The sequence below is a fragment of the Phytobacter sp. SCO41 genome (genome assembly GCF_003073275.1).
In the GTDB taxonomy this organism is placed as follows: Bacteria; Pseudomonadota; Gammaproteobacteria; order Enterobacterales; family Enterobacteriaceae; genus Phytobacter; species Phytobacter diazotrophicus.
In genome coordinates this window covers 1,002,199-1,026,601 of the sequence record NZ_CP027225.1, presented here as the reverse complement: position 1 = coordinate 1,026,601, position 24,403 = coordinate 1,002,199, and the positions used below count along the sequence as shown (strand labels likewise).

The window sequence follows — 24,403 nt, the reverse complement described above, 5'->3', positions numbered from 1 at the left end:
TCATCCAGCTTGTTACACATTGACTTAATGGCAAAAAAAAACCTGCACATCTGCGCAGGTTGGTGTAATTCAAGTGTTCAACCCTCAGGTTGACTTCACCTATCAATACCTCTGGGATTGCTACTGTAGCAATCCGGCCAAATGCTCCTCCAGCAGACAATAGAAACAGCCTTTCGCAAAGTGTAACTAAAGGTTCGAACTGTATATTTCCGGATATATTTTCCATGTAACGTTTTCACGTCATTTCGCCGCGTCAGTTCACGTTTGCGGAAAGTGCCCTGGCGACAACCTTGATTAGCCAGCGCATTCCCGTAACATAACTGGGTGTGTAAACGCTTACCCCTAAATGAAGGTGCTCAATGGCGACAATAAAAGATGTAGCCCGGCTTGCAGGTGTCTCTGTCGCTACAGTCTCTCGCGTAATTAACGACTCCCCAAAAGCCAGCGAAGCCTCACGGCTGGCGGTCCAGACCGCCATGGAGAGTCTGAGCTATCACCCCAACGCCAATGCCCGAGCGCTGGCGCAGCAGTCGACGGAAACGGTCGGTCTGGTGGTCGGAGATGTCTCTGACCCTTTTTTTGGCGCCATGGTAAAAGCGGTTGAACAGGTCGCCTCCAGCACTGGCAACTTCCTGCTCATTGGCAACGGTTATCACAATGAGCAAAAAGAACGTAATGCGATTGAACAACTGATTCGCCACCGCTGTGCGGCACTGGTTGTCCACGCCAAAATGGTGCCGGATGCTGAGCTCATTGCGTTGATGAAACAGATCCCCGGCATGGTACTGATTAACCGCATTCTGCCCGGTTTCGAACAGCGCTGCGTGTCGCTGGATGACCGCTACGGTGCCTGGCTGGCAACGCGCCACCTCATACAACAGGGCCATACCCGGATAGGCTATTTGTGTTCCAACCACGCGATTTCCGATGCCGAAGACCGCCTGCAGGGTTATTACGACGCCCTCAAAGAAAACGGTCTGCCGTGTAATGAGCGTCTGGTCACTTTCGGCGAACCGGACGAGAGCGGCGGTGAACAGGCAATGACCGAACTGCTCGGGCGCGGCAAGAATTTTACGGCGATCGCCTGCTATAACGACTCGATGGCAGCGGGCGCAATGGGAGTGCTTAACGATAATGGCATTACAGTGCCAGATGAGATCTCGCTGATTGGCTTTGACGATGTGCTGATATCACGCTATGTCCGCCCGCGGCTGACCACGGTGCGCTATCCCATCGTGACGATGGCGACACAGGCAGCGGAACTGGCACTGGCGTTGGCAGAAAACCGTCCGCTCCCGGATGTCACGCATGTGTTTAACCCGACGCTGGTAAGACGCCACTCGGTCGTGACGCCGCAGGACAACTAGAGGGTAAAGCGATAGAGGTGGACGGTCGTGTCCGGGTAATCGAGGCCGTCGCCGATATAGTGCCAGCCAAAGCGCTCATAAAAATCACGGCAGGCGGAGTAAAGATGAAGCTCGCTAAACCCCATTTCCCGTGCAGACTCAATCACATGCTGCTGTAAAGTACGCGCCAGCCCCTGCCCGCGTGCGGATTCATCAACATAGAGCGCCGCCAGCCAGGGGAACAGATCCTGGCGGCTTATCAAATCGCAACGCCACAACCCTACGGTGCCAAGCAGCGTATCGTCATCCACCAGCACAAAGGTTAGCGGCAGATTGCCCGGCGTCTGGCTGTGGTCAATAATGCTTTCGAAGAACGCGCGCGGCAGCGAGTCACCAAACTCGCGCCAGAGCCACTCGGTCACCTGTTCAGCATGCTGTGGCGCGTCGTATAACGGAACCACTTTCACATTAATTTCCCCTGAAAAATCGGTACGGATTCAAACAGATAGCCGTCAAAGTCCGGGGCATCCTCGTCCGAGAGCTCCAGCAAACTCTTTTTTACGTTTTCAAGATGCTGCCACATGGCCTGCCAGGCGCCCATCACATCGCGACGGCGCAGGGCAGCGAGCAGTGTCTGCCTGTCGCCAAGCCATTTCAGGCGATAAGGACGGCTGGTAATGTGCACGTTGAACTGCTGCCACAGCGGGCTGCTGTCCATGTGGTGCCAGACACTTTCTACTGTTGCCAGTAGCATCTGGTTTTGCGAAGCCCCCGCCAGCACCAGATGAAACATTTTGCTGTTGTCCTGGCTGGTGTCGTTCAGGGCAATCGCGCGCTGTTCCTGTTCGAGGATGCGGCGCAGGTTATCGATATCCGCCCGCGTCGCCATTTTAGCGGCAAAGGCGGCGATGTTGCTCTCCAGCAACTGACGAGCCTGCAATATTTCAAACGGGCCGACATCACTGCTGAGAAAGCGCTCTTCTTCGTTTTCATGCTCCTGAGGAATACGCATCACATAGACGCCGGAGCCCTGGCGAATGTCGACAGTGCCCTGGAGTTCAAGCATTAAGAGAGCTTCACGGACAATAGTACGGCTGACGCCATACTTTTCGGCAATATTGCGCTCAGGCGGAAGGCGGGATCCCACAGGGTAATGCCCCTGGATTATTTGCGCGCGTAAATCTTCGCCAATCTCCTGGTACTGTTTTTTTTCCGGCGGGATTACAGCTTTTTCCACAATATCACCATCACCTGTACAGACCTGTAGTTGAAGCTCAGGCCGGAGAACCCCGGCCTTTGGGCGCGCTATCTTACCAAATTTAGTGCCTGATCGAGAACTTTCGCGCCATTTAAGGTGCCATATGCCACCGGATCGATCACATCAATAGGGATAGCGTATTGGTCGGTAAGTTTCTTATTTTCCGCGAGCTTAAAGCGCACCTGCGGCCCCAACAGTACAGCGATAATCTCGCCGCTGTGGTTGTCTAATTCATCGCGTAGCGCCTGCTCAGCGATGGCATAGATTTTCAGTTCAAGACCGCGATCGGCGGCGTTTTTTTCCATCTTAGTGACCACCAGTGATGTAGACATCCCGGCAGAACAACACAGGACAATACGTTTCATCACAGCTCCTTATTTCCATTCATCATCAAAAGAGATCGTAAGCTGGCGCTCGTCGCTTAACTGGCGATACCAGGAGAGCGACTTTTTCGCCCGCCGGTCACGGTTGTGGTCCAAATCGATCTCCACCAGCCCGTAGCGATTTTTAAAGGCATTCATTGGCGATACGTTATCCGTAAACGCCCAGAGCATATAACCGTGACAGTTGGCGCCATCCTCCCGCGCGCGCAACGTCTGGTACAGATGCTCACCAATAAATGCAATGCGGTAATCGTCTTCAATCACCCCATCGGCATTGCGGAACTGCCCTTCGTTCTCAACCCCCATCCCGCTTTCCGCCACAAACCAGGGGATGTTGCCGTACTCGTTTTTAATCCGCATCGCCATGTCATAAATGATAAACGGCCCAATTTCCCAGCCGCGCGACTTATTCATGCGCCGCCCCGGTAGCTCAAAGGGTTCGTAGTAATAAGCCGGGTGGAACGGCGTGTCGGGGTGCCAGGCGCGGGAAGGGGCTTTTACCCGATGCGGGTAATAGAGGTTAATGCCCAATTCATCCACGGTATTTTCACGAATGATCGCCAGTTCGTCGTCGGTGTAGTCCCAGCTCACCTGATGCTTCTCAAGCAGGGTAAACAGCTCCGGCGGGTATGCCCCTTTTACCATTGGGTCGAGGAAGACGCGGTTATAAAAGAGATCATACATGGCTGCCGCATGGACATCGTGCGGCGCACGGGAGCGCGGATAGGTCACTTCCGGGTTCAGAATGCACCCCACCGTTCCCGCGTACCCTTTCTCGCGAAACAGTTTCACCACTTTCGCCGTGGCAAGATTCTTATGATGATTCCACTGCATCCAGGTGCTGGTGTTCTGCTCATACGGCCAGCGCAGCGCATCCAGATAGACTCTGGTTTGCACCACGATGGGCTCGTTAAAAGTGAACCAGCGCGTCACTTTTTGGTGAAACCGTTCAAAGACCTTTTCGACGTAAAGCAGATAGAGTTCGACCACTTTTTTCGATGCCCAGCCGCCGTAGGTTTCCAGCAGGTAACCGGGCAATTCGTAATGTTCAAGGCAGATCATCGGCACAATGCGGTTACGCGCCATCTCGTCAAAGAGCTGGTCGTAATAGGCCGCATACTCTTCATCCACGACGCCATTTTCATAGTCGGTCAGAAAGCGCGACCAGTTAATGGAGGTGCGGTAGTGGGTCAGGCCAGCCTGCTTCATCAACTGTACGTCTTCGCGAAAACGGTGATAAAAGTCAGTCGCCACCGCCGGGCCATAGCCCTCATGCCAGACCTGCCTGTCGTTTTTGTACCAAAGATCGGGCCATGAATCCTGCCCCTCTTTTTTGCCGCTCCAGCCCTCGGTCTGCCAGGCTGACGCCGCCGCACCAAGCATAAACGACGGCGGGATGGTGAGTGTTTTCGTGCTCACGTCAGGCTCCTTTAGGCATTTTTCGCCATGTCAGTGGATTCAGCCTGCAGTTGCGCCTGCTCCGCGCGGCGGGATGCAATCTTCACAAAAGGCAGGTAAATAAGGATCGAGGCCAGGATACACACCAGTTGTGTCACTACCGCCCCCATCGAACCGGCGGTGGAAAGCCAGGCGTTAATCAGCGGCGGCGTGGTCCAGGGCACCATCACCACGGCCTTGCCCGCAAAGCCGGTAACCGTAGCAAAGTAACCGATTGAGCCGGTCACCAGCGGGGTGATGATAAAGGGGATCGCGAGGATCGGATTGAGCATGATCGGCATGCCGAATATCACCGGTTCATTGATATTGAAGATGCCAGGGCCGATGGAGAGCTTGGCGATCTCTTTCATCTCTTTGCGTTTGGTGGCAATCATCACCGCGATCAGCAGGCCAATGGTCAGACCGGAGCCGCCGATACTCATATACACATCCCAGAACGGCATGGTGATGATATTCGGCACCTCTTTACCCTGCTCAAATGCGCTCATGTTGACCGTGATCGCACCGAGCAGCAGAGGTTCGCGGATCGGCTTGATCATCTGGTTGCCATGAATGCCGATAACCCAAAACAACTGAGCGACAAACATCAACAGCAGGATACCCGGCAGGCTTTGCACCACGCGCTCTAACGGCTGTTGCACCACCTGATAAACGGCATCATAGAGGTACATGCCGGTGATCTGATGGAAGACAAAACCAAAAGTCGCGATAACCGTGGTGGTAATAATGGCGGGGATCAATGCAGAGAACGAGGCCGAGACGTTAGGCGGCACTGTATCCGGCATTTTGATTTTCAGCCCTTCACGGTTTTCCAGCCAGCAGTAAATCTCAACGGAGAGAATCGCGATAAACATGCCGAGGAACAGGCTACGGGTATCCGAGAACTGGCGCAGCAGCACATCTTTTACCACGTGCATTTGGCCATCGACCAGCATTTCCACCGTGGTTGGCGTCACGCAAATAAAGCAGATGACCGCCAGCAAACCGGGGAACAGGGTTTTGATGCCGTTAATACGCCCAAGCTCAATACCAATCAGGAATACCGCGCCGATATTCAAAAAGTTGAGCGTGGCGTAGTTGATAGCGCTGGTAATTGGCTTGAGCGCGGCCAGGAACGATAGCGCGTCAAAGCTGGCGAGGCCGTTTTTCGGATCCAGCACCATATTGGAGATAAGCACGGAGAAGGCGCCGACGATGATGACCGGCATCAGGGTAATAAACGAAGCCTTGATCGCCATAATGTAGCGATAGCTGTTGAATTTGGTCGCGAAGCTACCCAGAGAATCGATTAACTTTTCCTGTAGAGCCATTAGAGGTACCTCAGTAAAAGGGCTTTTTATCGTGTCAGGTATACAGCTCAATACCTTTTGGCATACCAAAAATAGCTATCGCTGGAAAATAGTTCTGTGATTAAGGTCGCAACGCGGCATCTGGTATTCCAGATTTGCCATATTTAGCAAATTTGGCATACCACCCTAAATAAACCAGGGTTTTCTTCCCGTTGCATCAAAAGCGTGATCGGCCCGGTTATTGTCTCTCCCTTGCCCCGCTGCGCTTTGATGAATGTGATAAAATAGCGGCCTTCATGTGATACAGGATCAGGTCATGGCGACAATGCTGGATGTCTCACTGCGCGCGGGTGTCTCCAAGGCTACGGTATCGCGCGTGTTGAACGACACAGGTCAGGTAAAAGAGAGCACCCGTAAACGGGTTTTTCAGGCGATGGAAGAGCTGGGCTATCGGCCTAATTTTCTTGCCCAGTCGCTGGCAACCCGCACCAGTAATAACATTGGCCTGGTGGTTTCCAGTTTTAACGGTTTCTATTTTGGCCGCCTGTTACAGCAGGCATCGCGCCAGGCGGAAGCCTATGGCAAACAGCTCATTGTGACCGACGGGCACGATGCCCCGGAACGCGAAGAGTTAGCGGTGCAGATGCTGGCCGACAGACGCTGCGACGCCATTATTCTTTACACCCGCTTTATGAGCGAGAAAGCGATCATCCGCCTGATCGATACCACCCCGATGCCGCTTATCGTCATTAACCGCGAAGTGTTTCAGGCCCACGATAAATGCGTTTTTTTTGAACAGCAGGATGCGGCGTTTCAGGCGGTGGATTATCTGATAAATCAGGGTCATCACGATATTGCCTGTATTACCGCCCCTATCCACACGCCAACCGGCAAAGCCCGCCTGATGGGATATCGCAAGGCGCTGGAAAAACACGGTATTCGCTGGGATCCAGACAAAGTGAAATACGGCGATTCAACCATGTCGCGCGGCTATGAACTGTGCCAGGAGATCTTACAAGAGGGCATTAAAGTCAGCGCGCTGTTTGCCTGTAATGACGATATGGCGCTGGGTGCGTCTAAGGCGCTGCATCAGGCGGGGTTACGTATTCCGCAGGATATTTCACTGTTTGGCTTCGATGATGCCCCCAGTGCCCGTTGGCTGGAGCCGGGGCTATCGACAGTCTATCTACCGATTGACACCATGATCACCACCGCCATCGATCAGGCTATGCGGCTGGCGAACAAAGAATCGATCGAAGCGATCCCGCCTTTTACCGGCACCCTGGTGCTGCGCGATTCAGTCGCCCCCGGGCCATTTTTCCCGGATGCGGCGGCGCCTGATCCGGGCGACCGATCGCACCAGCCGTAGCCCCGGTAAGCGTCCGCGCCACCGGGGTTATTCCCGGATGCGCCTTATTCGGGTTACGTTTTTGAAAACCGTTGATACCCTCGCCTCTCGGGGCGAGGCAGGACTTATACCTGCTCCAGTGCCAGCAGTTCTTCAATGGTCTGACGACGACGAATCAGCCGTGCAACGCCCTTATCAAACAGCACCTCCGGCAGCAGCGGACGACTATTATAGTTCGACGACATCGAGGCACCATAAGCCCCGGTATCATGCAGCACAAGGTAATCCCCTGGCGTCACGGCAGGCAGTGCGCGGGTTTCGACTTTACCGCCCTCCTGCTGGGTAAACACATCGCCAGACTCGCACAGCGGCCCGGCCACCACGGTATCGATACGCGGCACGGTGGTTAAATCACGCCCGTCCGCCGCCAGTGCGGTAATGTGGTGATAGCTGCCGTACATGGACGGGCGCATCAGATCGTTAAAACCAGCGTCAATCAGTACAAAGTGGCGGCTGCCCATCTCTTTCACGCTGCGCACCTGTGCCACCAGCACCCCGGACTCCGCCACCAGGAAGCGTCCCGGTTCGATCTCCAGTTTTACCGGATGACCCAGATGTTTCGCCACCTGTTCACGTGCGGCATTCCACAGGCTGTAATAGTGGTCCGTATCCACCCCCTCCTCCCCTTCATGATAAGGAATGGAGAGACCGCCGCCTGCCGAAATAGCCTGCAGATCCTGGCCAAATTCCACCACCTGGCGCACCATCGCACCGCACACCTGTTCAAGGTGGCCGTAATCCACCCCGGAACCAATATGCATATGAATGCCGATCAGTTTGAGGTTAAAACGCTGCATCACTTCCAGCGCGGCAGGCAGGTCGCTATACCAGATGCCGTGCTTGCTGTTTTCGCCACCGGTATTGGTTTTCTGGCTATGGCCATGACCGAAGCCGGGGTTAACGCGCAGCCAGACCGGGTGACCGGGCGAAACCTGCCCCAGTTGTTCCAGCATATCCACTGACCCGGCATTAACCGGAATGCGCAGCTCGCTCACGCGGGCCAGCGTCGCGTCATCAATCACGTCCGCCGTGAAAACAATATCCTCCGGATGCGTTTTCGGGTCGTAACCTGCGGCCAGCGCACGCTCAATTTCCCCTAACGACACGGAATCCACCTTCACACCCTGCTCACGCATCAGCCGCAGGATATGAATGTTCGAGCAGGCTTTTTGCGCGAAACGGATCACATCAAACTGCGTCAGGCGGGCAATCTGGTCGCGAATAATTTGCGCGTCATAAACCCAGACCGGGCAGCCAAATTCAGCAGGCAACCGAAGAAGATTAGCGGCATTAAGGTCGGTTGTGGTTTGTGTCAGTGGGCGTGGCATAACAGACTCCGAAAACGTTTTTTTATGATTACGCCACAGGCCAGGAGGAATAAAAAATATCGTTTTATCGTGAGTCTATGCAAAAATGATATGGATTCTCTTACCAGGATGCCGCCATGCCCGCCGTAAACTTACGCCACATTGAAATTTTTCATGCCGTGATGACCACCGGGAATCTGACGGAAGCCGCTCAGTTGCTGCATACCTCGCAGCCTACCGTCAGCCGGGAGCTGGCGCGCTTTGAAAAAGTACTGGGGTTGAAGTTATTTGAACGCACGCGCGGGCGTCTGCATCCTACGGTGCAAGGGTTACGTCTTTTTGAGGAAGTACAGCGCTCCTGGTACGGGCTGGATCGCATTGTCAGCGCCGCCGAAAGCCTGCGTGAATTCCGCCAGGGTGAGTTGTCGATTGCCTGCCTGCCAGTCTTTTCCCAGTCATTTTTACCGCTACTGTTGCAGCCTTTTCTGGCCCGCTACCCGGACGTTAGCCTCAATATCGTGCCGCAAGAGTCGCCGCTGCTGGAAGAGTGGCTCTCCGCCCAGCGTCATGACCTGGGGCTGACGGAAACAATCAGCACGCCTGCGGGGACGGAGCGCACGCCACTGCTGACTTTTAACGAAGTGTGTGTCCTGCCGGAAAACCACCGACTGGCGCATAAAGCACAGCTTACGCCAGGAGATTTTCATGGTGAGAATTACATTAGCCTGTCGCGCACCGACAGCTACCGGCAATTACTCGATGCTTTGTTCAACGAACATCAGGTGAAACGCCGTATGGTGCTGGAAACGCACAGCGCGGCGTCAGTCTGCGCGATGGTTCGCGCCGGGGTGGGAATTTCGGTGGTCAACCCGCTGACCGCGCTCGATTACGCCGCCAGCGGGGTGGTAGTGCGCCGTTTTAGTATTGATGTTCCCTTCACGGTGAGCCTGATCCGCCCGTTGCATCGCCCCTCTTCGGCGCTGGTCGAGGCATTCAGTCGCCATTTACAAGAGGCGATGCCGTTGATTACCGGTCCACTGAACGCAGTGCTGAACGCCGTTTAAGAGAGCATAAACGTTACGGCATCGGCGGCATGCAGGGCAGCCGTATCAAATACCGGGATCGGCGACTGATCTTGTGAAACCAGCAGGCCAATTTCAGTGCAACCGAAAATCACCCCCTGCGCCCCCTGCTCCGCCAGTTGCGCAATCAGACTGACATAATAGGCACGCGAAACATCGCTAAACGTACCGAGGCAAAGTTCGTCAAAAATAACCTGATTGACCCGCACGCGGTCTGACTCCCCTGGAATCAGCGTTTCAATACCAAACGCGTCACTCAGACGACCACGATAAAAATCCTGCTCCATGGTGTAGCGGGTGCCAAGCAGCGCCACTTTGGATTGCTTCTGCGCCACTATCGCCCGCCCGGTGGCATCGGCAATATGTAAGAAAGGCACATCGCAGCGTGCTTCAATCTGCCCGGCGATTTTGTGCATCGTGTTCGTACACAGCACGATACCCTGCGCACCAGCGTTTTGTAGCCCGACGGCCGCATCGGCCAGGATATCCCCGGCCTTTTCCCATTCGCCGCTGCGCTGGCACTCTTCAATCTCATGAAAATCTACGCTGTGCAGCAGCAGGCTGGCAGAGTGCAGACCACCCAATTGCGCCTTCACCCCTTCATTAATCAGGCGGTAATACGGAATGGTAGATTCCCAGCTCATGCCACCCAACAGTCCAATCGTTTTCATCATTCATCTCCCTCTGAGTAAGCACACAGTCAAGCAAACTCAGGGGGGAGTTTCAACCTGTCATGTCGAATTGCCGTCATGCCGCAACCAGACACTCATTCTTTATGAACTCTTAGTTTTCCTTTGTTGCACATCAAATCTCTTCCTGGGCACAGCGCAATCTGTAATCATCAATTTTTTAGTAAAAATTTTCGTATTTAAAACATTATCAGCCCCGACATCATTTTGTTATTTATAATAAGGATATTTTTAATGCCACAGCTTGAAAATTTTACAGTCGCAAAACCAAAACGTATAAAAGAAGGCGAAGAACCCTATGTTCATCATGTAATAATAAGTAGAACAAAAAGATATGATGCGATGATTGCCTACGGCGGACATGGCGGCGCGGAAATGCTGAAAGCCGCAGAGTTTAAAAGAAAGCGACTTCTGGAGAAAGACCCTGAGAGTGTGATCCCGGCACCTAAGATATTCAGAAGCCAACAGGAATTTAAAGATATCTGGACAAGTATCTTTAATGACCTGCAATTACGGAATAAATCGGGAATGTACACCTATGAGCTGTATGAAATCCATATTTTTGCGCATAGTAATTCTGATTTCATCATCATCAAAGAGGGCGAACATATTACAGAAGAAGTAGTAAAAACACTGGAGAAACTTAGGTGGCATCCACAAAATGGTTACCTGGTACTGCATAGCTGCCGGTCCGGGCGTTTTGAAGATGATGATATCATCGAACGAAATAGCAAAGAATGTATCGCCCGCTCGTTCTCCAAATTCCATGAAACTAACGTTATTGGACAAATGGTGTTTGCTTCTTACAATTCCATCATCCATTCGAGTGAAATCAGATATAGAGAGATGGCCAATGATTATGTCGAAGTCGACATTCTGGGAAGTAAAAACCTTGTACTTTGGGGGTATAAATCAGGAAACAAAATCAAAAAGCATTATTCGAAACAAGAAGAGTTCTCAGCATTAAACGATGGGCAAATCTGGCCGTGTAGGAAATTTCGCAATGGAGAAGAGTATAATCGTCATGTTGCACCAGAAAAGTTTAACTTTGATGATTTAACCTTTATATAAAATGAAGTTTCAATAACAGGCCGCAATCCATGACATTAATACGTTCATTATTTCTGATGGTTATGACGCTACTTACTAACTCTGCGCATGATGGTACAATTGATATGGCTTTTTCTATAACACCATCACTACTTCCCAAGTCTGAGTTATGGACAGTGAAACAGTCATGGATGATGCAACGAAAAGCCATAACGCCAGAAACGCATATAATTGAAAGTGATGAAAATCTGATAAACCTCATTATACATGCCTGGCAGGGTGATAAAAATGCGATGATTCAATATGCACGCATTCAGTTTCTCGTTGACGACAACGTTTTTCTTGAAGATTTTTATAAAAAAAATGCGCACCGTATTGTCAATCGCTATGGGCATCGTCTTAAACGCCCTGACGTATTTAATATGGATTACAGCGAATTTATTACTACACTGGCTGAAATGCGTTATCCGCTGGCTGCCAGACTAGCTACCGGAAGACTTAAATGGACAGCAGGTACAACCTACACAAAATTTAATCCATTAACACATGAAAACCGAAATAAGCTTATCCGGTATATGCGATATGCCATTGAGGGTGGGTATCATGAATATTCATCATTAGCAGATTATATACTCTTCCCATCAGGATTCGCATTCAAGAACAGCTACTTTAGCGAAGTAAATTCACTATTAGACAGAATTACCAACTTGTCTAAAGAAGAACTGATGGAAAGTTTTTCTGCCTATAAAATGAGCGCGCTCCATGGTTCACAATATGCCCAGATAAGAATAAGTGAATTTTATCTTTATGGTGCTGGTATAGAACAGAATCTGGAACAGGCATATGCATGGTCTTTAGTCGCTCAAATGAATTATCGTAATTATCAACAGAAATACGCTGACCAATACCGTTCTGAATCAGAAAATGAAGAAATCTTCGACAATTTTAATAAAACTATACGTGTCAAACTCAAAGAAAAAGGGCTTAGCCCCGAACAAAAAGAAAAAGGCTTGAAGATTGCTCTACAAATTAAAGATAACATATTAGAATGGAATTACTATACGTGGCGATCCGAGCATGATCCTATAATGCCAGAACCTTGAATTATCGATGTTTAAGTGATAAACAAAAAAACGCTGAATATAATACGCTATTTGGCGGTCAACTCTGGCCATGTAAAAAGTACAGAAATGGAAAGAAGACAAACAGAAAAGTGGCTTAGGATCAGTTTAATGACGATGTTCTTAATTTTATGTGAGAGAACAAGCATAAAATCGTTGACCTGCATGGCAGGCATCTCAGACGGCCGGATATCCTGGATTTACATTACCAAGATCTTATTCTCAAACTGGCAGATATGCAGTATCCCATGGCAGCGGCGTTGGTTTTAGGACGATTCCGGTGGAGTGCTGAGAGAACAGGTTTAATTCATAATCCATTGACACAGGAAAATCGTAAAAAGTTAATACACTATACTCGTTATGCCATAAAAGGCGGGTTTCCTTATCATTTATCACTTGCCAGTGCGCTACTTTTTGCCAGTGGTTTTGACTATTAAAGACAATAATCACATACAGATTAATATTTTACAGGAAAGAATTCCCAACCTATTACCAATAGTGCTGGAGGAGAGTTTCCTTGCATATAAAAAGTGTGCACTACAAGACTCGCTTTATACCCAGATTAAAATGATTGAATACCACTCCCATGGTTTTAGAGTAGCCCGGGACGTGGTGCAGGCTGGGCCTGGTCATTAATAGCCAGAAAAAACTTTCTCAATTTCATCAAAATCAATCACCACCTCCCCAGGAGGTGGTTTAGGGGTGACAATAAAAAGCCAGTCAGCTTACCACTGACTAGCTTTTTTATTACCCTTCAAAGAAGAACGCTATCAGGCGAATTAACGCGCCAGCCAGCCGCCGTCGACCGCGATGGTATAGCCGTTAATGTAATCAGATGCACTGGAGGAGAGGAAAACAATCGGCCCCATCAGGTCACTCGGTAAACCCCAGCGCCCCGCCGGAATACGGTCGAGAATAGCCGCGCTACGCTCTTCGTCAGCACGTAATTGCTGGGTGTTATTGGTCGCCATATAGCCCGGCGCGATGGCGTTGACGTTGATGTTGTGTTTCGCCCATTCGTTCGCCAGCAGACGGGTCACGCCCATCACGCCGCTTTTAGAAGCGGTATAAGACGGCACGCGGATACCGCCCTGGAACGAGAGCATAGAGGCGATATTAATGATCTTGCCGCCATTGCCCTGAGCGATGAAGTGTTTCGCCGCTGCCTGGGACATAAAAAAGACGCTTTTAATATTCAGGTTCATCACGTCATCCCAGTCCTGCTCGCTGAAATTGATCGCGTCTTCGCGACGGATCAGGCCAGCGTTATTGACAAGAATGTCGATTTTGCCGAACTCGGCCACCGCACGATCCAGCAGTGCCGGGATACCGTCGATTTTACGCAGGTCAGCCGTCAGGCTCAGGAAACGACGGCCCAGCGCCGTAACGCGCTCGATGGTTTCGGTCGGTTCAACAATGTTGATACCCACGATATCGCAACCCGCTTCCGCCAGACCCAGCGCCATGCCCTGGCCCAGACCTGTATCACACCCGGAAACGACAGCCACTTTACCTTGAAGAGAGAATGCATCCAGAATCATGTTGGTTCCTTAATCTTTCAACGCCTGCACCCGCAGGCATATTTTCGTTATGCCTGTGGTGCTTAGCGCAGATCTTTAACCGCGACGTGGTCCATATCATCAAAGACCTGGTTTTCACCGACCATACCCCAGATAAAGGTATACGCCTTCGTCCCCACACCTGAGTGAATAGACCAGCTCGGCGAAATCACCGCTTGTTCGTTATGCATCACAATATGGCGGGTCTCCTGCGGCTGCCCCATCATGTGGAACACGCATGCGTCCTCATCCATATTGAAGTAGAAGTAGACTTCCATGCGGCGCTCATGGGTATGACACGGCATGGTATTCCACAGGTTACCCGGCGCGAGTTCGGTCAGCCCCATGCTCAACTGGCAGGTTTCCAGCACGTCCGGCACGAAGTATTTATTGATGGTGCGACGGTTGCTGGTGAGGTTGTCACCCAGCGTGACCGGAGAAACATCCGCAGGCGTCACTTTTTTGGTCGGGTAAGTAGTATGTGCCGGTGCGCAGTTGTAGTAGAACTTCGCGGGTGTCGCGGTATCGACGCTGGCGAACACCACTTCTTTCGCCCCTTTGCCGACATATAACGCGTCGCGATGGCCGATTTCATAGCACTGACCATCAACGGTAATGGTGCCCGGGCCGCCGATATTGATAACGCCCAATTCACGGCGTTCCAGGAAGTAGCTTACGCCCAATTGCTTGCCCACTTCACCGCCAACAGAGACGGTTTTGGCGACAGGCTTAATGCCACCGACGATAATACGGTCGATGTGGCTATAGACCATGGTGTATTCGTCATCCACGAATACCTCTTCAACCAAAAATTCATTGCGCAGTCCCTGGGTATCCAGCGTTTTCGCATGCGCACTGTGGATGCTTTGTCTTACGTCCACATTTACCTCCGCAGTCAATGTTTCATTCGAATCGCACGTAACGGAGCGAATAAAAAACGTTCCGTTTTGCAGTATGGGCACATCTTATCCCGGCTAAAACACGTTTTCAATGTTATATAAAACAACGTTTCATTTTTTTAGTAATATATTTCTAAAACTGTAGTTGCGATCACGAACGTCTGGCATTTACACGAGGAAGAGGGGCGGTTCATTGGGCATGAGAACAGAATTTAATGATAACAAACAAATAGTTAATAACATCTTGAAGTTTTAACAGTCTGCAGGCATTTTTACTGCGCGAAATCTAAGATCCTTTTTGATATCGCAACGTTATCGCGTTTTTCAGGATGCGAAGCGCTACGTTTTCTTTTAAACTGCGCAGGTCGTCACACAAAGTAAAACGATGTTTTGATAAATTAACACCGAATTTTTGAAATATTGATGGCGTGTATAGCGGCACAAAAATGAATGCGTATACACCAGGGAAGTATCGACAAAGAAACAACAGGGTAGCGCGGCGCGTTGCCCGGGGACGTTTGAGTTAGTGTTTCTGTAACTGGCCTTGCCCTCCTTAACGGAGGGCTTTTTTTTAGGGGGAAAGGACGTTATCTGCAAGAAGGACTCAGTCGCGCTCTATCGCCAGCGCCACACCCTGCCCGCCACCGATACATAAGGTTGCCAGCCCTTTACGGGCATTACGTTTTTTCATTTCGTGCACCAGCGAGACCAGAATACGGCAGCCGGATGCACCGATAGGATGGCCAAGCGCAATGGCACCGCCGTTCACATTCACCCGCTTTTCATCCCACTCCAGCACTTTACCGACAGACAGCGCCTGGGCGGCATAGGCTTCATTGGCCTCAATCAGATCGACGTCATCCAGGTGCCAGCCCACGCGCTCAAGGCAGCGACGGGTGGCATAAACCGGTGCGATGCCCATCAGGGCAGGATCGACGCCTACGCTGGCAAAAGCACGAATACGGGCCATCACCGGTAAATTCAGCTCCTGCGCTTTGGCTTCACTCATCATCATCACAGCGGCGGCACCGTCATTAATGGACGAGGCGTTACCCGCGGTGACCGACCCCGTCAGTTCAAATGCCGGGGAGAGTTTCGCAAGCCCTTCTGCGCTGGCGTCGGTGCGCGGTTGCTCATCGGTATCAACCAGTAATGGTCGCCCGTCGGTGGACAGCGCTTTCACCGGCACGATTTCATCGCGAAAACGTCCGGAATCAATAGCGGCGCGCGCTTTTTGCTGCGAACGGAGCGCCCAGTCATCCTGGTTGGCACGGCTGATGCCGTACTCCCGCGCGAGGTTTTCTGCGGTTACGCCCATATGGTAATCGTTGAAGGCATCCCATAATCCGTCATGAACCAGGCTGTCGATAAGTTGGCTATTACCCAGTCGCGCCCCGGTACGGCTGTCAGTCAGCACATGGGGGGCACGGCTCATATTCTCCTGGCCGCCCGCAATGACCACATCGGCTTCACCGCACTGAATCGCCTGCGACGCCAGATGCAGCGCTTTCAGCCCTGACCCGCACACATCATTAATAGTGATAGCCGAAACCGTCATGGGCAGCCCGCCTTTAATCGCCGACTGGCGGGCAGGGTTTTGCCCGGCGCCTGCGGTAAGCACCTGGCCTAAAATGACTTCATCAACGGTCTGGGGGTGAATCCCGCTGCGATCGAGAAGCGCCTGAACGACATAACTTCCCAGCTCAACGGCAGAATGGTGCGATAGCGCCCCCTGAAAACAGCCGATAGGCGTGCGAACCGCAGCCACGATAACGACATCTTTCATTTCTACCTCAGCGCAAATTGACCCAGGCAATAGTAGTACGTTGTTATCAAGTATTATCGCAATTGTTTAAAATCGGTGAGATTCATCACACAGGCGGGCAGGAACAGGTTCGGGAAAGGAGGTGCGACGGGCAAGCCCGTCGCACAGAAGCAGCAGTAATCAGTTGTTTACCGGGATTACCGCACCTTTGTATTTGGTGCGGATCCAGTCCTGAATCTCTTTAGAGTGCAGCACGTTTACCAGCGCTACGATGTCTTTTTTCTTCTCATCGCCACGGTGTACGGTAATGATGTTGGCGTACGGGTTGTTTTCGCCGCTCTCAACCGCGATCGGATCGTGTACCGGGTCCAGGCCTGCGTCAATGGCGTAGTTGGCGTTGATCACCACCGCGTCACCTTCGTCGTTGTTATACATCTGCGGCAGCAGCGCCGCTTCTACGTTCGGCTGGAACTGCAGTTTTTTCGGGTTTTCAACGATATCGCTGATACGCGCAGAGACTTTATCCACGCCCGGTTTCAGCTTGATCACGCCCTCTTTTTCAAAGATAGAGAGGATACGACCTTCTTCGGATACCGCATCACGCATGATGATTTTGCCACCCTGCGGCAGGTCTTTCAGCGACTTGTATTTTTTGGAGTAGATACCAATCGGCTCAATGTGGATTGCGCCCGCGCTGACGAAATCATAGGTTTTATCGCCCGCGTGATCTTTCAGTACGCTGTTCAGGTACGGAATGTGCTGGAAGTAGTTGGCGTCGATTTCACGGCCAGCCAGCGCGGTGTTCGGCAGAATGTAATCCTGGAACGGTTTGATCTCCAGATCGATACCTTGTTTTGCGAGAATCGGTTTCGCCTGCTCCAGAATTTCAGCGTGCGGCACGTTAGAAGCGCCCACGGTCAGTTTGTCGGCCCAGGAGGAGAAGCTCATTGCACCCAAAGTCATGGCGGCAATCAGTGTCAGTGTTTTTTTCATGATGTGTTTCCCTAATTTTATTAGCGTTTATCTAACAGAGAAGTCAGTGCGTCGCCGCAGAACTGGATGATGAAGACAATAATCAAAATGGTCACTGTCGCCACCAGCGTGACGTCGCCATGGTTGCGCTGGAATCCTTCCAGATAAGCCAGATTTCCTAAGCCACCCGCACCGATAACCCCGGCCATAGCGCTGTAGCTCACCAGAGCAATCAGCGTCACCGTGATACCGGAAACCAGTGCAGGCGATGATTCAGGCAGTAAAACCCGAAAAATCAGTGTGCTAAGGCGTGCCCCCATCGAACGGGTCGCCTCGATAACCCCTTTGTCCACCTCACGCAGGGCAATCTCCACCAGGCGGGCATAAAACGGCGCGGCACCGACAATCAGCGCGGGCAGCGCGGCGTTCGCCCCGAGGATGGTGCCGACAATCGTTTTGGTAAACGGAATCAGCAGAACAATCAGAATGATGAACGGGATCGAGCGGAACACGTTCACCACAATCGAAATCAGGCTATAGAGCACGCGGTTTTGAAATAATCCGCCGCGGGCAGTCAAAAACAGCGCCAGTCCAAGAATGATCCCCAGCACAAAAGTCGCCGCGCCAGAGAGTGCCGTCATGTAGAGCGTCTCCTGCGTGGCCGCCCACAGTTGGGCCAGTTTCAGGTGCGGAAATAGTGTCTCAAGCATGTTTAATCACCTCGCCTTCAATATCGCTATGGCGTAAATCCGCGAGGATATTGTTTACCTGTTCCTCTGTGGCGACGACATGCACCCACAGTTGACCAAACACGCCATGAGCGGTTTGGGTCATTTTTCCATGCAAAATGTTGAAAGGCAGGCCGTAGCGCAACGTCAGTTCACCGACGACAGGCTGATGCGTGTTATGCCCGGTAAAGGTCAGCTTGATAACCGTACCGTCGAGACCCGCATTCAGCTCAGGGTTAAACTCTGCTTCTTCATACTGGCTAATCTGGCGCACAAACTGGCGGGTGATCGGCTGCTGAGGATGCGTAAAGACGCTGATCACATCCCCCTCTTCCACCACGCTGCCGTTTTCCATCACCGCCACGCGGTCACAGATTTTGCGCACCACATGCATTTCATGGGTGATGAGCACAATCGTCAGTTGGAAACGACGGTTAATGTCCAGCAACAGATCGAGGATCTGATCGGTGGTTTGCGGATCCAACGCCGATGTCGCCTCATCACAGAGCAGCACATCCGGGTTGTTTGCCAGCGCACGGGCAATCCCCACGCGCTGCTTTTGCCCACCGCTCAATTGCGACGGGTAAGCATTTTCACGGCCTTTCAGCCCCACCAGCTCAATCAACTCCGCCACGCGGGCATTGATTTTCGCTTTTGGCGCACCGGCAATCTGCATGGAAAAGGCGATGTTTTCTGCCACCGTGCGTGACCACAATAGGTTGAAGTGCTGGAAGACCATGCTGATTTTCAGCCGGGCCTGGCGCAATTGCTCGCCCTTTGCCGCAGAGATGTCCTGACCGTTTATCACTACGCTGCCGGAGGTCGGCTTTTCCAGACCGTTCAGCAGACGAATCAGCGTACTTTTTCCGGCGCCGCTGTAGCCGATAATCCCGTAAATTTGCCCCTGCTCAACCGACAGATTGACGCTGTCTACGGCGGTAATCGACGCCTTTCCCTGGTCGAAAATCTTAGAAATATTCCTGAGAACGATCATTGCATTACTTTTCCGTTTGGCGGTTTAGCAGTATGGAAGTCCAAACGATAATAATCAGTCATGAATATAATTCAAATAACTAAATAGACATTAGATATAACTTTCGGCGCTAAGAGGCGGCGATTCTCGCTATTCTGTCTAATGACTAAATTCAGCAATGGTTATCTGCTAAACGCATAATACGCAGGAAGATTGCTGGCAAAGTGGCTAAAAACACAGCAAAAATGCCAAATTCTGGCAATCGACACATCCGGACGGCTAACCACCTTTCCCTCCTGATGTCTAAATAGCACTTCATATTTCTTTTTGTTCTAATCGCCGGATAAACGTTCTTTAAACAGGCAAATTGACAGACCTATCATCCGCTCATCACGTTTATCTGTGGGTGATTAACCATGTCAGTATTGCATTCGATTAGTGAACTTATCGGCCAGACTCCGCTCCTCCAGTTGCATAAGCTGGAGACGGGCCCCTGCAGCCTGTTTCTGAAGCTGGAAAACCAGAACCCTGGCGGTTCTATCAAAGACCGCGTTGCGCTGTCGATGATTAACGAAGCCGAACGGCTGGGCCATTTACAGCCAGGCGGAACGATCATAGAGGCGACGGCGGGCAATACTGGCCTTGGTCTGGCGCTGATTGCCGCGCAAAAAGGCTATTCATTGATTCTGGTGGTGCCAGACAAAATGAGCCGGGAGAAGATCTTCCACCTGCGGGCGTTGGGGGCGAAAGTGGTTTTAACGCGCTCTGATGTCAACAAAGGGCACCCGGCCTATTATCAGGATTATGCCCGCCGCCTGGCGCAAGAGACGCCGGGTGCGTTTTACATTGACCAGTTTAATAACGAAGCCAATCCGCTGGCGCACTTTAGTACCACCGCGCCGGAAATTTACGCCCAGCTTGACGGTGATATCGACGCGATTATCGTTGGCGTCGGTTCCGGCGGCACGCTGGGGGGGTTGCAGGCATGGTTTGCCGAACACTCGCCGAAAACCGAATTTATCCTCGCCGACCCGGCAGGGTCCATTCTTGCCGATCAGGTTGAAACCGGGCAATACGGTGAACCCGGCTCCTGGCTGGTCGAAGGCATCGGTGAGGATTTTATCCCACCGCTGGCGCATATCGACGGCGTGCATAAGGCCTACCGGGTTACCGATGCTGAAGCGTTTGCCGCCGCGCGAGCTCTGCTACAAACCGAAGGCGTGCTGGCCGGTTCTTCAACCGGTACGCTGCTCAGCGCCGCGCTACGCTATTGCCAGGCGCAGACCACCGCCAAACGTGTGGTAACGCTCGCCTGCGACAGCGGCAATAAATACCTCTCCAAAATGTTTAATGATGACTGGATGCGCCAGCAAGGCTTGTTAAGCCGCCCGACGCGCGGCGACCTGACCGATTTCATTGCCCTGCGCCACGACGAAGGGGCCACCGTCACCGCCGCGCCGGATGACACCCTGGCCGCCGTGCTGGCGCGCATGCGTCTGTATGATTTCTCGCAGCTTCCCGTGCTGGAAAACGGCCGGGTCGTCGGCATTGTCGATGAGTGGGATCTGATAAGCCACGTACAGGGTGATAGCGCGCGTTTTTCATCACCGGTGAAAGAGGCGATGACACGCAACGTGGAAACCCTCGACAAGCACGCGCCGGAAAGCGCGCTGAAAGCCATTTTTGACCGGGGCCTGGTGGCTGTGATTGCCGACAATGACCGCTTTCTTGGCCTGATTACCCGCAGCGATGTTCTGACCACCTGGCGTAACCGCCTGGAACAATAAAGGAGTACAGATGAAAACGTTGAATACGTTGAGCGTGCACAGTGGCACCTTTACCGACCAGCACGGCGCGGTGATGCCGCCGATTTATGCCACGTCCACCTTTGCACAGCCTGCGCCCGGTCAGCATACCGGTTATGAATATTCCCGTAGCGGTAACCCGACTCGTCACGCGCTGGAAACCGCGATTGCCGAACTCGAAGGCGGCACGCGTGGTTATGCCTTTGCCTCCGGGCTGGCGGCGATTTCCACGGTGCTGGAATTGCTGGATAAGGATAGCCATATTGTCGCGGTTGATGATGTATACGGCGGCACTTACCGGCTTATCGAAAATGTGCGTAAGCGCAGCACCGGCCTGCGGGTGAGCTGGGTGAAGCCCGACGATCTGGCAGGGCTGGAGACCGCCATCCGCCCGGACACGCGGATGATCTGGGTTGAAACACCGACAAACCCACTGCTTAAGCTGGCAGATCTGGAAGCGATTGCGGCCATCGCGCAACGGCATAAGATCCTGAGCGTGGCGGATAACACCTTTGCCTCGCCGGTGATTCATCGCCCGATTGAACTGGGTTTCGATATTGTAGTGCACTCCGCCACCAAATACCTGAACGGACACTCTGACGTGGTGGCCGGGCTGGCGGTGGTGGGTGATAACCCGGCGTTGGCAGAAAAACTGGGCTATTTGCAAAATGCCGTAGGCGGCGTGCTTGACCCGTTCAGCAGTTTCCTGACGCTACGCGGAATCCGCACGCTGTCGCTACGTATTGAGCGCCACAGCAGTAACGCGCTGGCCCTCGCCCAGTGGCTGGAGCAGCAGCCGCAGGTGGAAAAAGTGTGGTTCCCGTGGTTGCCGTCGCATCCGCATCATGCGCTGGCGCGTAAGCAGATGGCGCTGCCCGGCGGGATGATTTCGGTGGTAGTGAAAGGCGATGACCAGTACGCCACTGCGATTATCAGTAAGCTAAAACTGTTTACGCTCGCCGAGAGTCTGGGCGGTGTGGAGAGTCTGGTGAGCCAGCCCTACAGTATGACGCACGCCTCTATTCCGCTGGAGCAGCGGCTGGCGAATGGCATTACGCCGCAGTTGATTCGGTTATCAGTGGGCATCGAAGGGGCGGATGATTTGATTGCCGACTGGCAGCAGGCGCTGGCGTAACGGCATTGACCTTCCCCGGTGGCGCTGCGCTGACCGGGGCTACAACGCCTCTCCTTTGAGGGAGAGGCTCAGGGTGAGGGGCAATACGACTTAGCGCTTATCGATACCGTTGAGGATATCCAGCACATCATCTGGCAGTGTCAGTTGCGCGCTGGCCAGGTTTTCCTGCAGATGCGCAGGCGACGAGGTGCCCGGAATCAGCAGGATATTGGGCGAACGTTGCAGCAGCCATGCCAGCGCAACCTGCATTGGCGTGGCATTTAAACGTTGCGCCACCGCGTTCAGTTCCCCGGATTGCAGCGGCGTGAAGCCACCCAGCGGGAAGAACGGCACATAGGCAATGCCCTGTGCGTTCAGCACATCAATCAGCGCATCATCTTCACGGTTTGCCACGTTATACATATTCTGAACGCAGACAATCGGCGTCATCGCCTGCGCATCGGCGACCTGCTTCGCCGTCACATTACTCAGCCCGATATGCCGGATCAGTCCGCGCTCTTTAAGGGCAATCAGTGTTTCCAGTTCAGCTTCCAGCGAACCTTCCGCAGGCCCGTGCACACCATGCATACTGCGCAAGTTGACCACTTCTATAGCGTCGAGGCCAAGATTACGCAGGTTATCTTCTACCGCGCGCGTCAGTTCTTCGGCGCTAAACGCAGGCAGCCAGTTGGCTTTGTCATCCCGACGCGCCCCAACTTTAGTCACGATGCACAGATCGGCCGGATACGGGTGCAGCGCTTTTTTGATTATCTGGTTAGTGATATGCGGACCATAGAAGTCGCTGGTGTCGATATGATTAACACCAGCCGACACGGCGTCACGAAGCACCTGAATCGCCTTCGCTTCGTCAGCCGGCGGCCCGAACACGCCGGGACCGGCCAGTTGCATTGCGCCATAGCCAAGACGACCAACTTCGCGGTCGCCAAGACGATAAGTAAGCGTGGGTTGAGACATGGAATACCTCCTGGGTGATAAGTGAACACATTGTAGGACGGCGCCGACAGAGGCAACAGCGTAATCTGTGCCATGCTACACGAGGAGAATATTTCTCATACAACGTAAAGGTGAGTCTTGAGGCGCTACCTAAATAAGAAACCTCTGATATAGTAAATCTATAGCTAATGAGGCCTCACTATGAAATTTCCTGAAATACCAGAAAACGAAACCGAGCGTCTTAAATCTCTTTATATGATGGACCTGCTCGATAAAAAGGATGACGAGCGCTTAGATCGCCTGACTCGTCTGGCAAAAACGGCATTTGACGTTCCAATAGGCATAATCAGCTTGTTAGATCGCGATCGGCAATGGCTGGTTTCCTGCAGCGGCGAAGTGAAAGTCCGTGAGACATCTCGCAATATATCCTTCTGTGCACATGCGATCCTGGCACAGGGGATTTTTATTGTGAAAGATACCAGCGTGGATGAGCGTTTTCACGATAACCCATTTGTTATTGGTGAGCCGCATATACGTTTTTACGCAGGCTGCCCGGTCCGCCTGCCAGATGGCTCGATCGCCGGAACAATATGTATTATTGATGACAAACCGCGCGACTTTACCCCGGAAAATATCAACGCGTTGCTCGATCTGGGTGCCATTGTCGAGGACGAATTTCATATCATCAGCATGGCGATGACGGACACATTGACCGAATTACCCAATAAGCGTGGTTTTTACAAACTGGGTGATAAACGCTTCTCATGGTTAACTGATAATAAACGATCGTTTAGCCTCATTTACTTAGATGTTGAAAACATCACCGCTATTAATGAATTCTTCGGACATAACGAAGGCGACAATACGCTCAAAAAATTTGCCTCGGTGCTTCTGCGCTGCCTGAAAAAGAATGACGTTGCCGCACGTCTGGAAGGAGGAAAATTTGTCATCCTGCTGGGCCATGACGATGATCGGGATGTGGACACCTTCCTGTTCAGCTTGCAGTCAAAAATTGATGATCTCAATGAAAAATCAATGAAAAAGTTCCGGCTACACTATTCTTACGGCATCGTGGAGTACGATCCAGACAGACACGGCAACCTGCTGGAGATGATGAACAACAGCGAGCACGTGATGTATCTGGAAAGAAAAAAACCGCCGCTAAACCCGACGCAGGCGCATAAATCCAGCGAAAACTCATAGCTCGCCGGAGTATAAGCAGTTATCACGAGGGTAAATGAAA

Annotated in this window: 22 protein-coding genes; 8 read left to right on the top strand and 14 right to left on the bottom strand. The window is 52.2% G+C overall.

Annotated features, from left to right (window positions below):
- Positions 1 to 359: 359 nt before the first annotated feature.
- Positions 360 to 1,367 (top strand): HTH-type transcriptional regulator GalR, encoded by a 1,008-nt coding sequence (galR, locus tag C5523_RS05050; RefSeq protein WP_071193776.1) that lies wholly within the window; start codon positions 360 to 362, stop codon positions 1,365 to 1,367.
- Here galR and C5523_RS05045 read toward each other — a convergent pair.
- The 5 genes from C5523_RS05045 to C5523_RS05025 all read right to left on the bottom strand — a co-directional run bounded on the left by C5523_RS05045 (position 1,364) and on the right by C5523_RS05025 (position 5,755).
- Positions 1,364 to 1,813 carry a GNAT family N-acetyltransferase gene (locus tag C5523_RS05045; RefSeq protein ID WP_079498509.1) on the bottom strand — a complete coding sequence of 150 codons (450 nt, stop codon included), beginning with the start codon at positions 1,811 to 1,813 and terminating at the stop codon, positions 1,364 to 1,366. The genes galR and C5523_RS05045 overlap by 4 nt on opposite strands.
- Positions 1,810 to 2,583, bottom strand: a complete 774-nt coding sequence (locus C5523_RS05040) for a GntR family transcriptional regulator (RefSeq protein ID WP_039077118.1) — start codon at positions 2,581 to 2,583, stop codon at positions 1,810 to 1,812. Before C5523_RS05040 ends, C5523_RS05045 begins: the two co-directional genes overlap by 4 nt.
- 68 nt (positions 2,584 to 2,651) lie before the next feature.
- Positions 2,652 to 2,969, bottom strand: a complete 318-nt coding sequence (locus tag C5523_RS05035; RefSeq protein WP_039077119.1) for a PTS sugar transporter subunit IIB — start codon at positions 2,967 to 2,969, stop codon at positions 2,652 to 2,654.
- A gap of 9 nt (positions 2,970 to 2,978) precedes the next feature.
- Positions 2,979 to 4,406: a glycoside hydrolase family 1 protein gene (locus tag C5523_RS05030; protein ID WP_108700692.1), complete on the bottom strand. Its 1,428-nt coding sequence runs from the start codon at positions 4,404 to 4,406 to the stop codon at positions 2,979 to 2,981.
- Positions 4,407 to 4,417: 11 nt separating this feature from the next.
- A complete protein-coding gene (locus tag C5523_RS05025; protein WP_039077121.1) occupies positions 4,418 to 5,755 on the bottom strand; it encodes a PTS sugar transporter subunit IIC in 1,338 nt (445 codons plus the stop codon).
- Between the two features lie 295 nt (positions 5,756 to 6,050).
- On the opposite strand from C5523_RS05025, the gene C5523_RS05020 reads away from it, so the two are divergent.
- Positions 6,051 to 7,103, top strand: a complete 1,053-nt coding sequence (locus C5523_RS05020) for a LacI family DNA-binding transcriptional regulator (protein WP_108700691.1) — start codon at positions 6,051 to 6,053, stop codon at positions 7,101 to 7,103.
- Between the two features lie 104 nt (positions 7,104 to 7,207).
- Here the strand turns inward: C5523_RS05020 and lysA are convergent, their stop codons facing one another.
- Positions 7,208 to 8,470, bottom strand: coding sequence for a diaminopimelate decarboxylase (gene lysA / locus C5523_RS05015; protein ID WP_039077123.1), 1,263 nt, complete (start codon positions 8,468 to 8,470; stop codon positions 7,208 to 7,210).
- A 116-nt stretch (positions 8,471 to 8,586) separates the two neighbouring features.
- On the opposite strand from lysA, the gene C5523_RS05010 reads away from it, so the two are divergent.
- Positions 8,587 to 9,513, top strand: a complete 927-nt coding sequence (locus tag C5523_RS05010) for a LysR family transcriptional regulator (protein WP_039077124.1) — start codon at positions 8,587 to 8,589, stop codon at positions 9,511 to 9,513.
- Here C5523_RS05010 and C5523_RS05005 read toward each other — a convergent pair.
- Entirely contained in the window at positions 9,510 to 10,202 is a 693-nt protein-coding gene (locus C5523_RS05005; protein WP_039077155.1) for an aspartate/glutamate racemase, read from the bottom strand. The two genes, C5523_RS05010 and C5523_RS05005, sit on opposite strands and share 4 nt — an antisense overlap.
- A gap of 252 nt (positions 10,203 to 10,454) precedes the next feature.
- On the opposite strand from C5523_RS05005, the gene C5523_RS05000 reads away from it, so the two are divergent.
- Together C5523_RS05000 and C5523_RS04995 are read left to right on the top strand one after the other, a co-directional pair.
- The gene (locus C5523_RS05000) at positions 10,455 to 11,291 is read left to right on the top strand and encodes a hypothetical protein (protein ID WP_071193769.1); all 837 of its coding nucleotides are present in this window, start codon (positions 10,455 to 10,457) and stop codon (positions 11,289 to 11,291) included.
- A gap of 29 nt (positions 11,292 to 11,320) precedes the next feature.
- Positions 11,321 to 12,373, top strand: coding sequence for an SEL1-like repeat protein (locus C5523_RS04995; RefSeq protein ID WP_108700690.1), 1,053 nt, complete (start codon positions 11,321 to 11,323; stop codon positions 12,371 to 12,373).
- A 797-nt stretch (positions 12,374 to 13,170) separates the two neighbouring features.
- On the opposite strand, the gene kduD is transcribed toward C5523_RS04995, so the two are convergent.
- From kduD to C5523_RS04960, 6 genes are all read right to left on the bottom strand, one after another.
- Positions 13,171 to 13,932, bottom strand: a complete 762-nt coding sequence (gene kduD / locus C5523_RS04985) for a 2-dehydro-3-deoxy-D-gluconate 5-dehydrogenase KduD (protein WP_039077128.1) — start codon at positions 13,930 to 13,932, stop codon at positions 13,171 to 13,173.
- 62 nt (positions 13,933 to 13,994) lie between these two features.
- A complete protein-coding gene (gene kduI / locus C5523_RS04980; protein WP_039077129.1) occupies positions 13,995 to 14,831 on the bottom strand; it encodes a 5-dehydro-4-deoxy-D-glucuronate isomerase in 837 nt (278 codons plus the stop codon).
- 622 nt (positions 14,832 to 15,453) lie between these two features.
- Entirely contained in the window at positions 15,454 to 16,635 is a 1,182-nt protein-coding gene (locus tag C5523_RS04975; protein WP_039077130.1) for an acetyl-CoA C-acetyltransferase, read from the bottom strand.
- A gap of 159 nt (positions 16,636 to 16,794) precedes the next feature.
- Positions 16,795 to 17,607, bottom strand: a complete 813-nt coding sequence (locus C5523_RS04970; protein WP_039077131.1) for a MetQ/NlpA family ABC transporter substrate-binding protein — start codon at positions 17,605 to 17,607, stop codon at positions 16,795 to 16,797.
- A 20-nt stretch (positions 17,608 to 17,627) separates the two neighbouring features.
- Positions 17,628 to 18,296: a methionine ABC transporter permease gene (locus C5523_RS04965; RefSeq protein ID WP_071193766.1), complete on the bottom strand. Its 669-nt coding sequence runs from the start codon at positions 18,294 to 18,296 to the stop codon at positions 17,628 to 17,630.
- Positions 18,289 to 19,308, bottom strand: a complete 1,020-nt coding sequence (locus C5523_RS04960) for a methionine ABC transporter ATP-binding protein (RefSeq protein ID WP_039077133.1) — start codon at positions 19,306 to 19,308, stop codon at positions 18,289 to 18,291. The genes C5523_RS04965 and C5523_RS04960 overlap by 8 nt, the downstream gene beginning before the upstream one ends.
- A 395-nt stretch (positions 19,309 to 19,703) precedes the next feature.
- On the opposite strand from C5523_RS04960, the gene C5523_RS04955 reads away from it, so the two are divergent.
- Together C5523_RS04955 and C5523_RS04950 are read left to right on the top strand one after the other, a co-directional pair.
- Positions 19,704 to 21,074 (top strand): pyridoxal-phosphate dependent enzyme, encoded by a 1,371-nt coding sequence (locus C5523_RS04955; RefSeq protein ID WP_108700688.1) that lies wholly within the window; start codon positions 19,704 to 19,706, stop codon positions 21,072 to 21,074.
- A gap of 10 nt (positions 21,075 to 21,084) precedes the next feature.
- Positions 21,085 to 22,227, top strand: coding sequence for a PLP-dependent aspartate aminotransferase family protein (locus tag C5523_RS04950; RefSeq protein WP_108700687.1), 1,143 nt, complete (start codon positions 21,085 to 21,087; stop codon positions 22,225 to 22,227).
- 90 nt (positions 22,228 to 22,317) lie between these two features.
- Here C5523_RS04950 and C5523_RS04945 read toward each other — a convergent pair whose 3' ends face one another.
- Positions 22,318 to 23,181: an aldo/keto reductase family oxidoreductase gene (locus C5523_RS04945; RefSeq protein ID WP_108700686.1), complete on the bottom strand. Its 864-nt coding sequence runs from the start codon at positions 23,179 to 23,181 to the stop codon at positions 22,318 to 22,320.
- Positions 23,182 to 23,361: 180 nt separating this feature from the next.
- Here C5523_RS04945 and C5523_RS04940 point away from each other — a divergent pair, with 180 nt between their 5' ends.
- Positions 23,362 to 24,363, top strand: a complete 1,002-nt coding sequence (locus C5523_RS04940) for a sensor domain-containing diguanylate cyclase (protein WP_052249186.1) — start codon at positions 23,362 to 23,364, stop codon at positions 24,361 to 24,363.
- Positions 24,364 to 24,403: the final 40 nt, after the last annotated feature.

Bases quoted from the DNA above. Each gene is read 5' to 3' on its own strand.
- C5523_RS05020 (WP_108700691.1), top strand. From the start codon at position 6,051: ATGGCGACAATGCTGGATGTCTCACTGCGCGCGGGTGTCTCCAAGGCT.
- C5523_RS04955 (WP_108700688.1), top strand. From the start codon at position 19,704: ATGTCAGTATTGCATTCGATTAGTGAACTTATCGGCCAGACTCCGCTC.
- C5523_RS04945 (WP_108700686.1), bottom strand. From the start codon at position 23,181: ATGTCTCAACCCACGCTTACTTATCGTCTTGGCGACCGCGAAGTTGGT.
- C5523_RS04965 (WP_071193766.1), bottom strand. From the start codon at position 18,296: ATGCTTGAGACACTATTTCCGCACCTGAAACTGGCCCAACTGTGGGCG.
- C5523_RS05005 (WP_039077155.1), bottom strand. From the start codon at position 10,202: ATGAAAACGATTGGACTGTTGGGTGGCATGAGCTGGGAATCTACCATT.
- lysA (WP_039077123.1), bottom strand. From the start codon at position 8,470: ATGCCACGCCCACTGACACAAACCACAACCGACCTTAATGCCGCTAAT.
- C5523_RS05035 (WP_039077119.1), bottom strand. From the start codon at position 2,969: ATGAAACGTATTGTCCTGTGTTGTTCTGCCGGGATGTCTACATCACTG.
- C5523_RS04970 (WP_039077131.1), bottom strand. From the start codon at position 17,607: ATGAAAAAAACACTGACACTGATTGCCGCCATGACTTTGGGTGCAATG.
- C5523_RS04960 (WP_039077133.1), bottom strand. From the start codon at position 19,308: ATGATCGTTCTCAGGAATATTTCTAAGATTTTCGACCAGGGAAAGGCG.
- C5523_RS04995 (WP_108700690.1), top strand. From the start codon at position 11,321: ATGACATTAATACGTTCATTATTTCTGATGGTTATGACGCTACTTACT.
- C5523_RS04975 (WP_039077130.1), bottom strand. From the start codon at position 16,635: ATGAAAGATGTCGTTATCGTGGCTGCGGTTCGCACGCCTATCGGCTGT.
- galR (WP_071193776.1), top strand. From the start codon at position 360: ATGGCGACAATAAAAGATGTAGCCCGGCTTGCAGGTGTCTCTGTCGCT.
- C5523_RS04950 (WP_108700687.1), top strand. From the start codon at position 21,085: ATGAAAACGTTGAATACGTTGAGCGTGCACAGTGGCACCTTTACCGAC.
- C5523_RS05000 (WP_071193769.1), top strand. From the start codon at position 10,455: ATGCCACAGCTTGAAAATTTTACAGTCGCAAAACCAAAACGTATAAAA.
- C5523_RS05010 (WP_039077124.1), top strand. From the start codon at position 8,587: ATGCCCGCCGTAAACTTACGCCACATTGAAATTTTTCATGCCGTGATG.
- C5523_RS04940 (WP_052249186.1), top strand. From the start codon at position 23,362: ATGAAATTTCCTGAAATACCAGAAAACGAAACCGAGCGTCTTAAATCT.
- kduD (WP_039077128.1), bottom strand. From the start codon at position 13,932: ATGATTCTGGATGCATTCTCTCTTCAAGGTAAAGTGGCTGTCGTTTCC.
- C5523_RS05025 (WP_039077121.1), bottom strand. From the start codon at position 5,755: ATGGCTCTACAGGAAAAGTTAATCGATTCTCTGGGTAGCTTCGCGACC.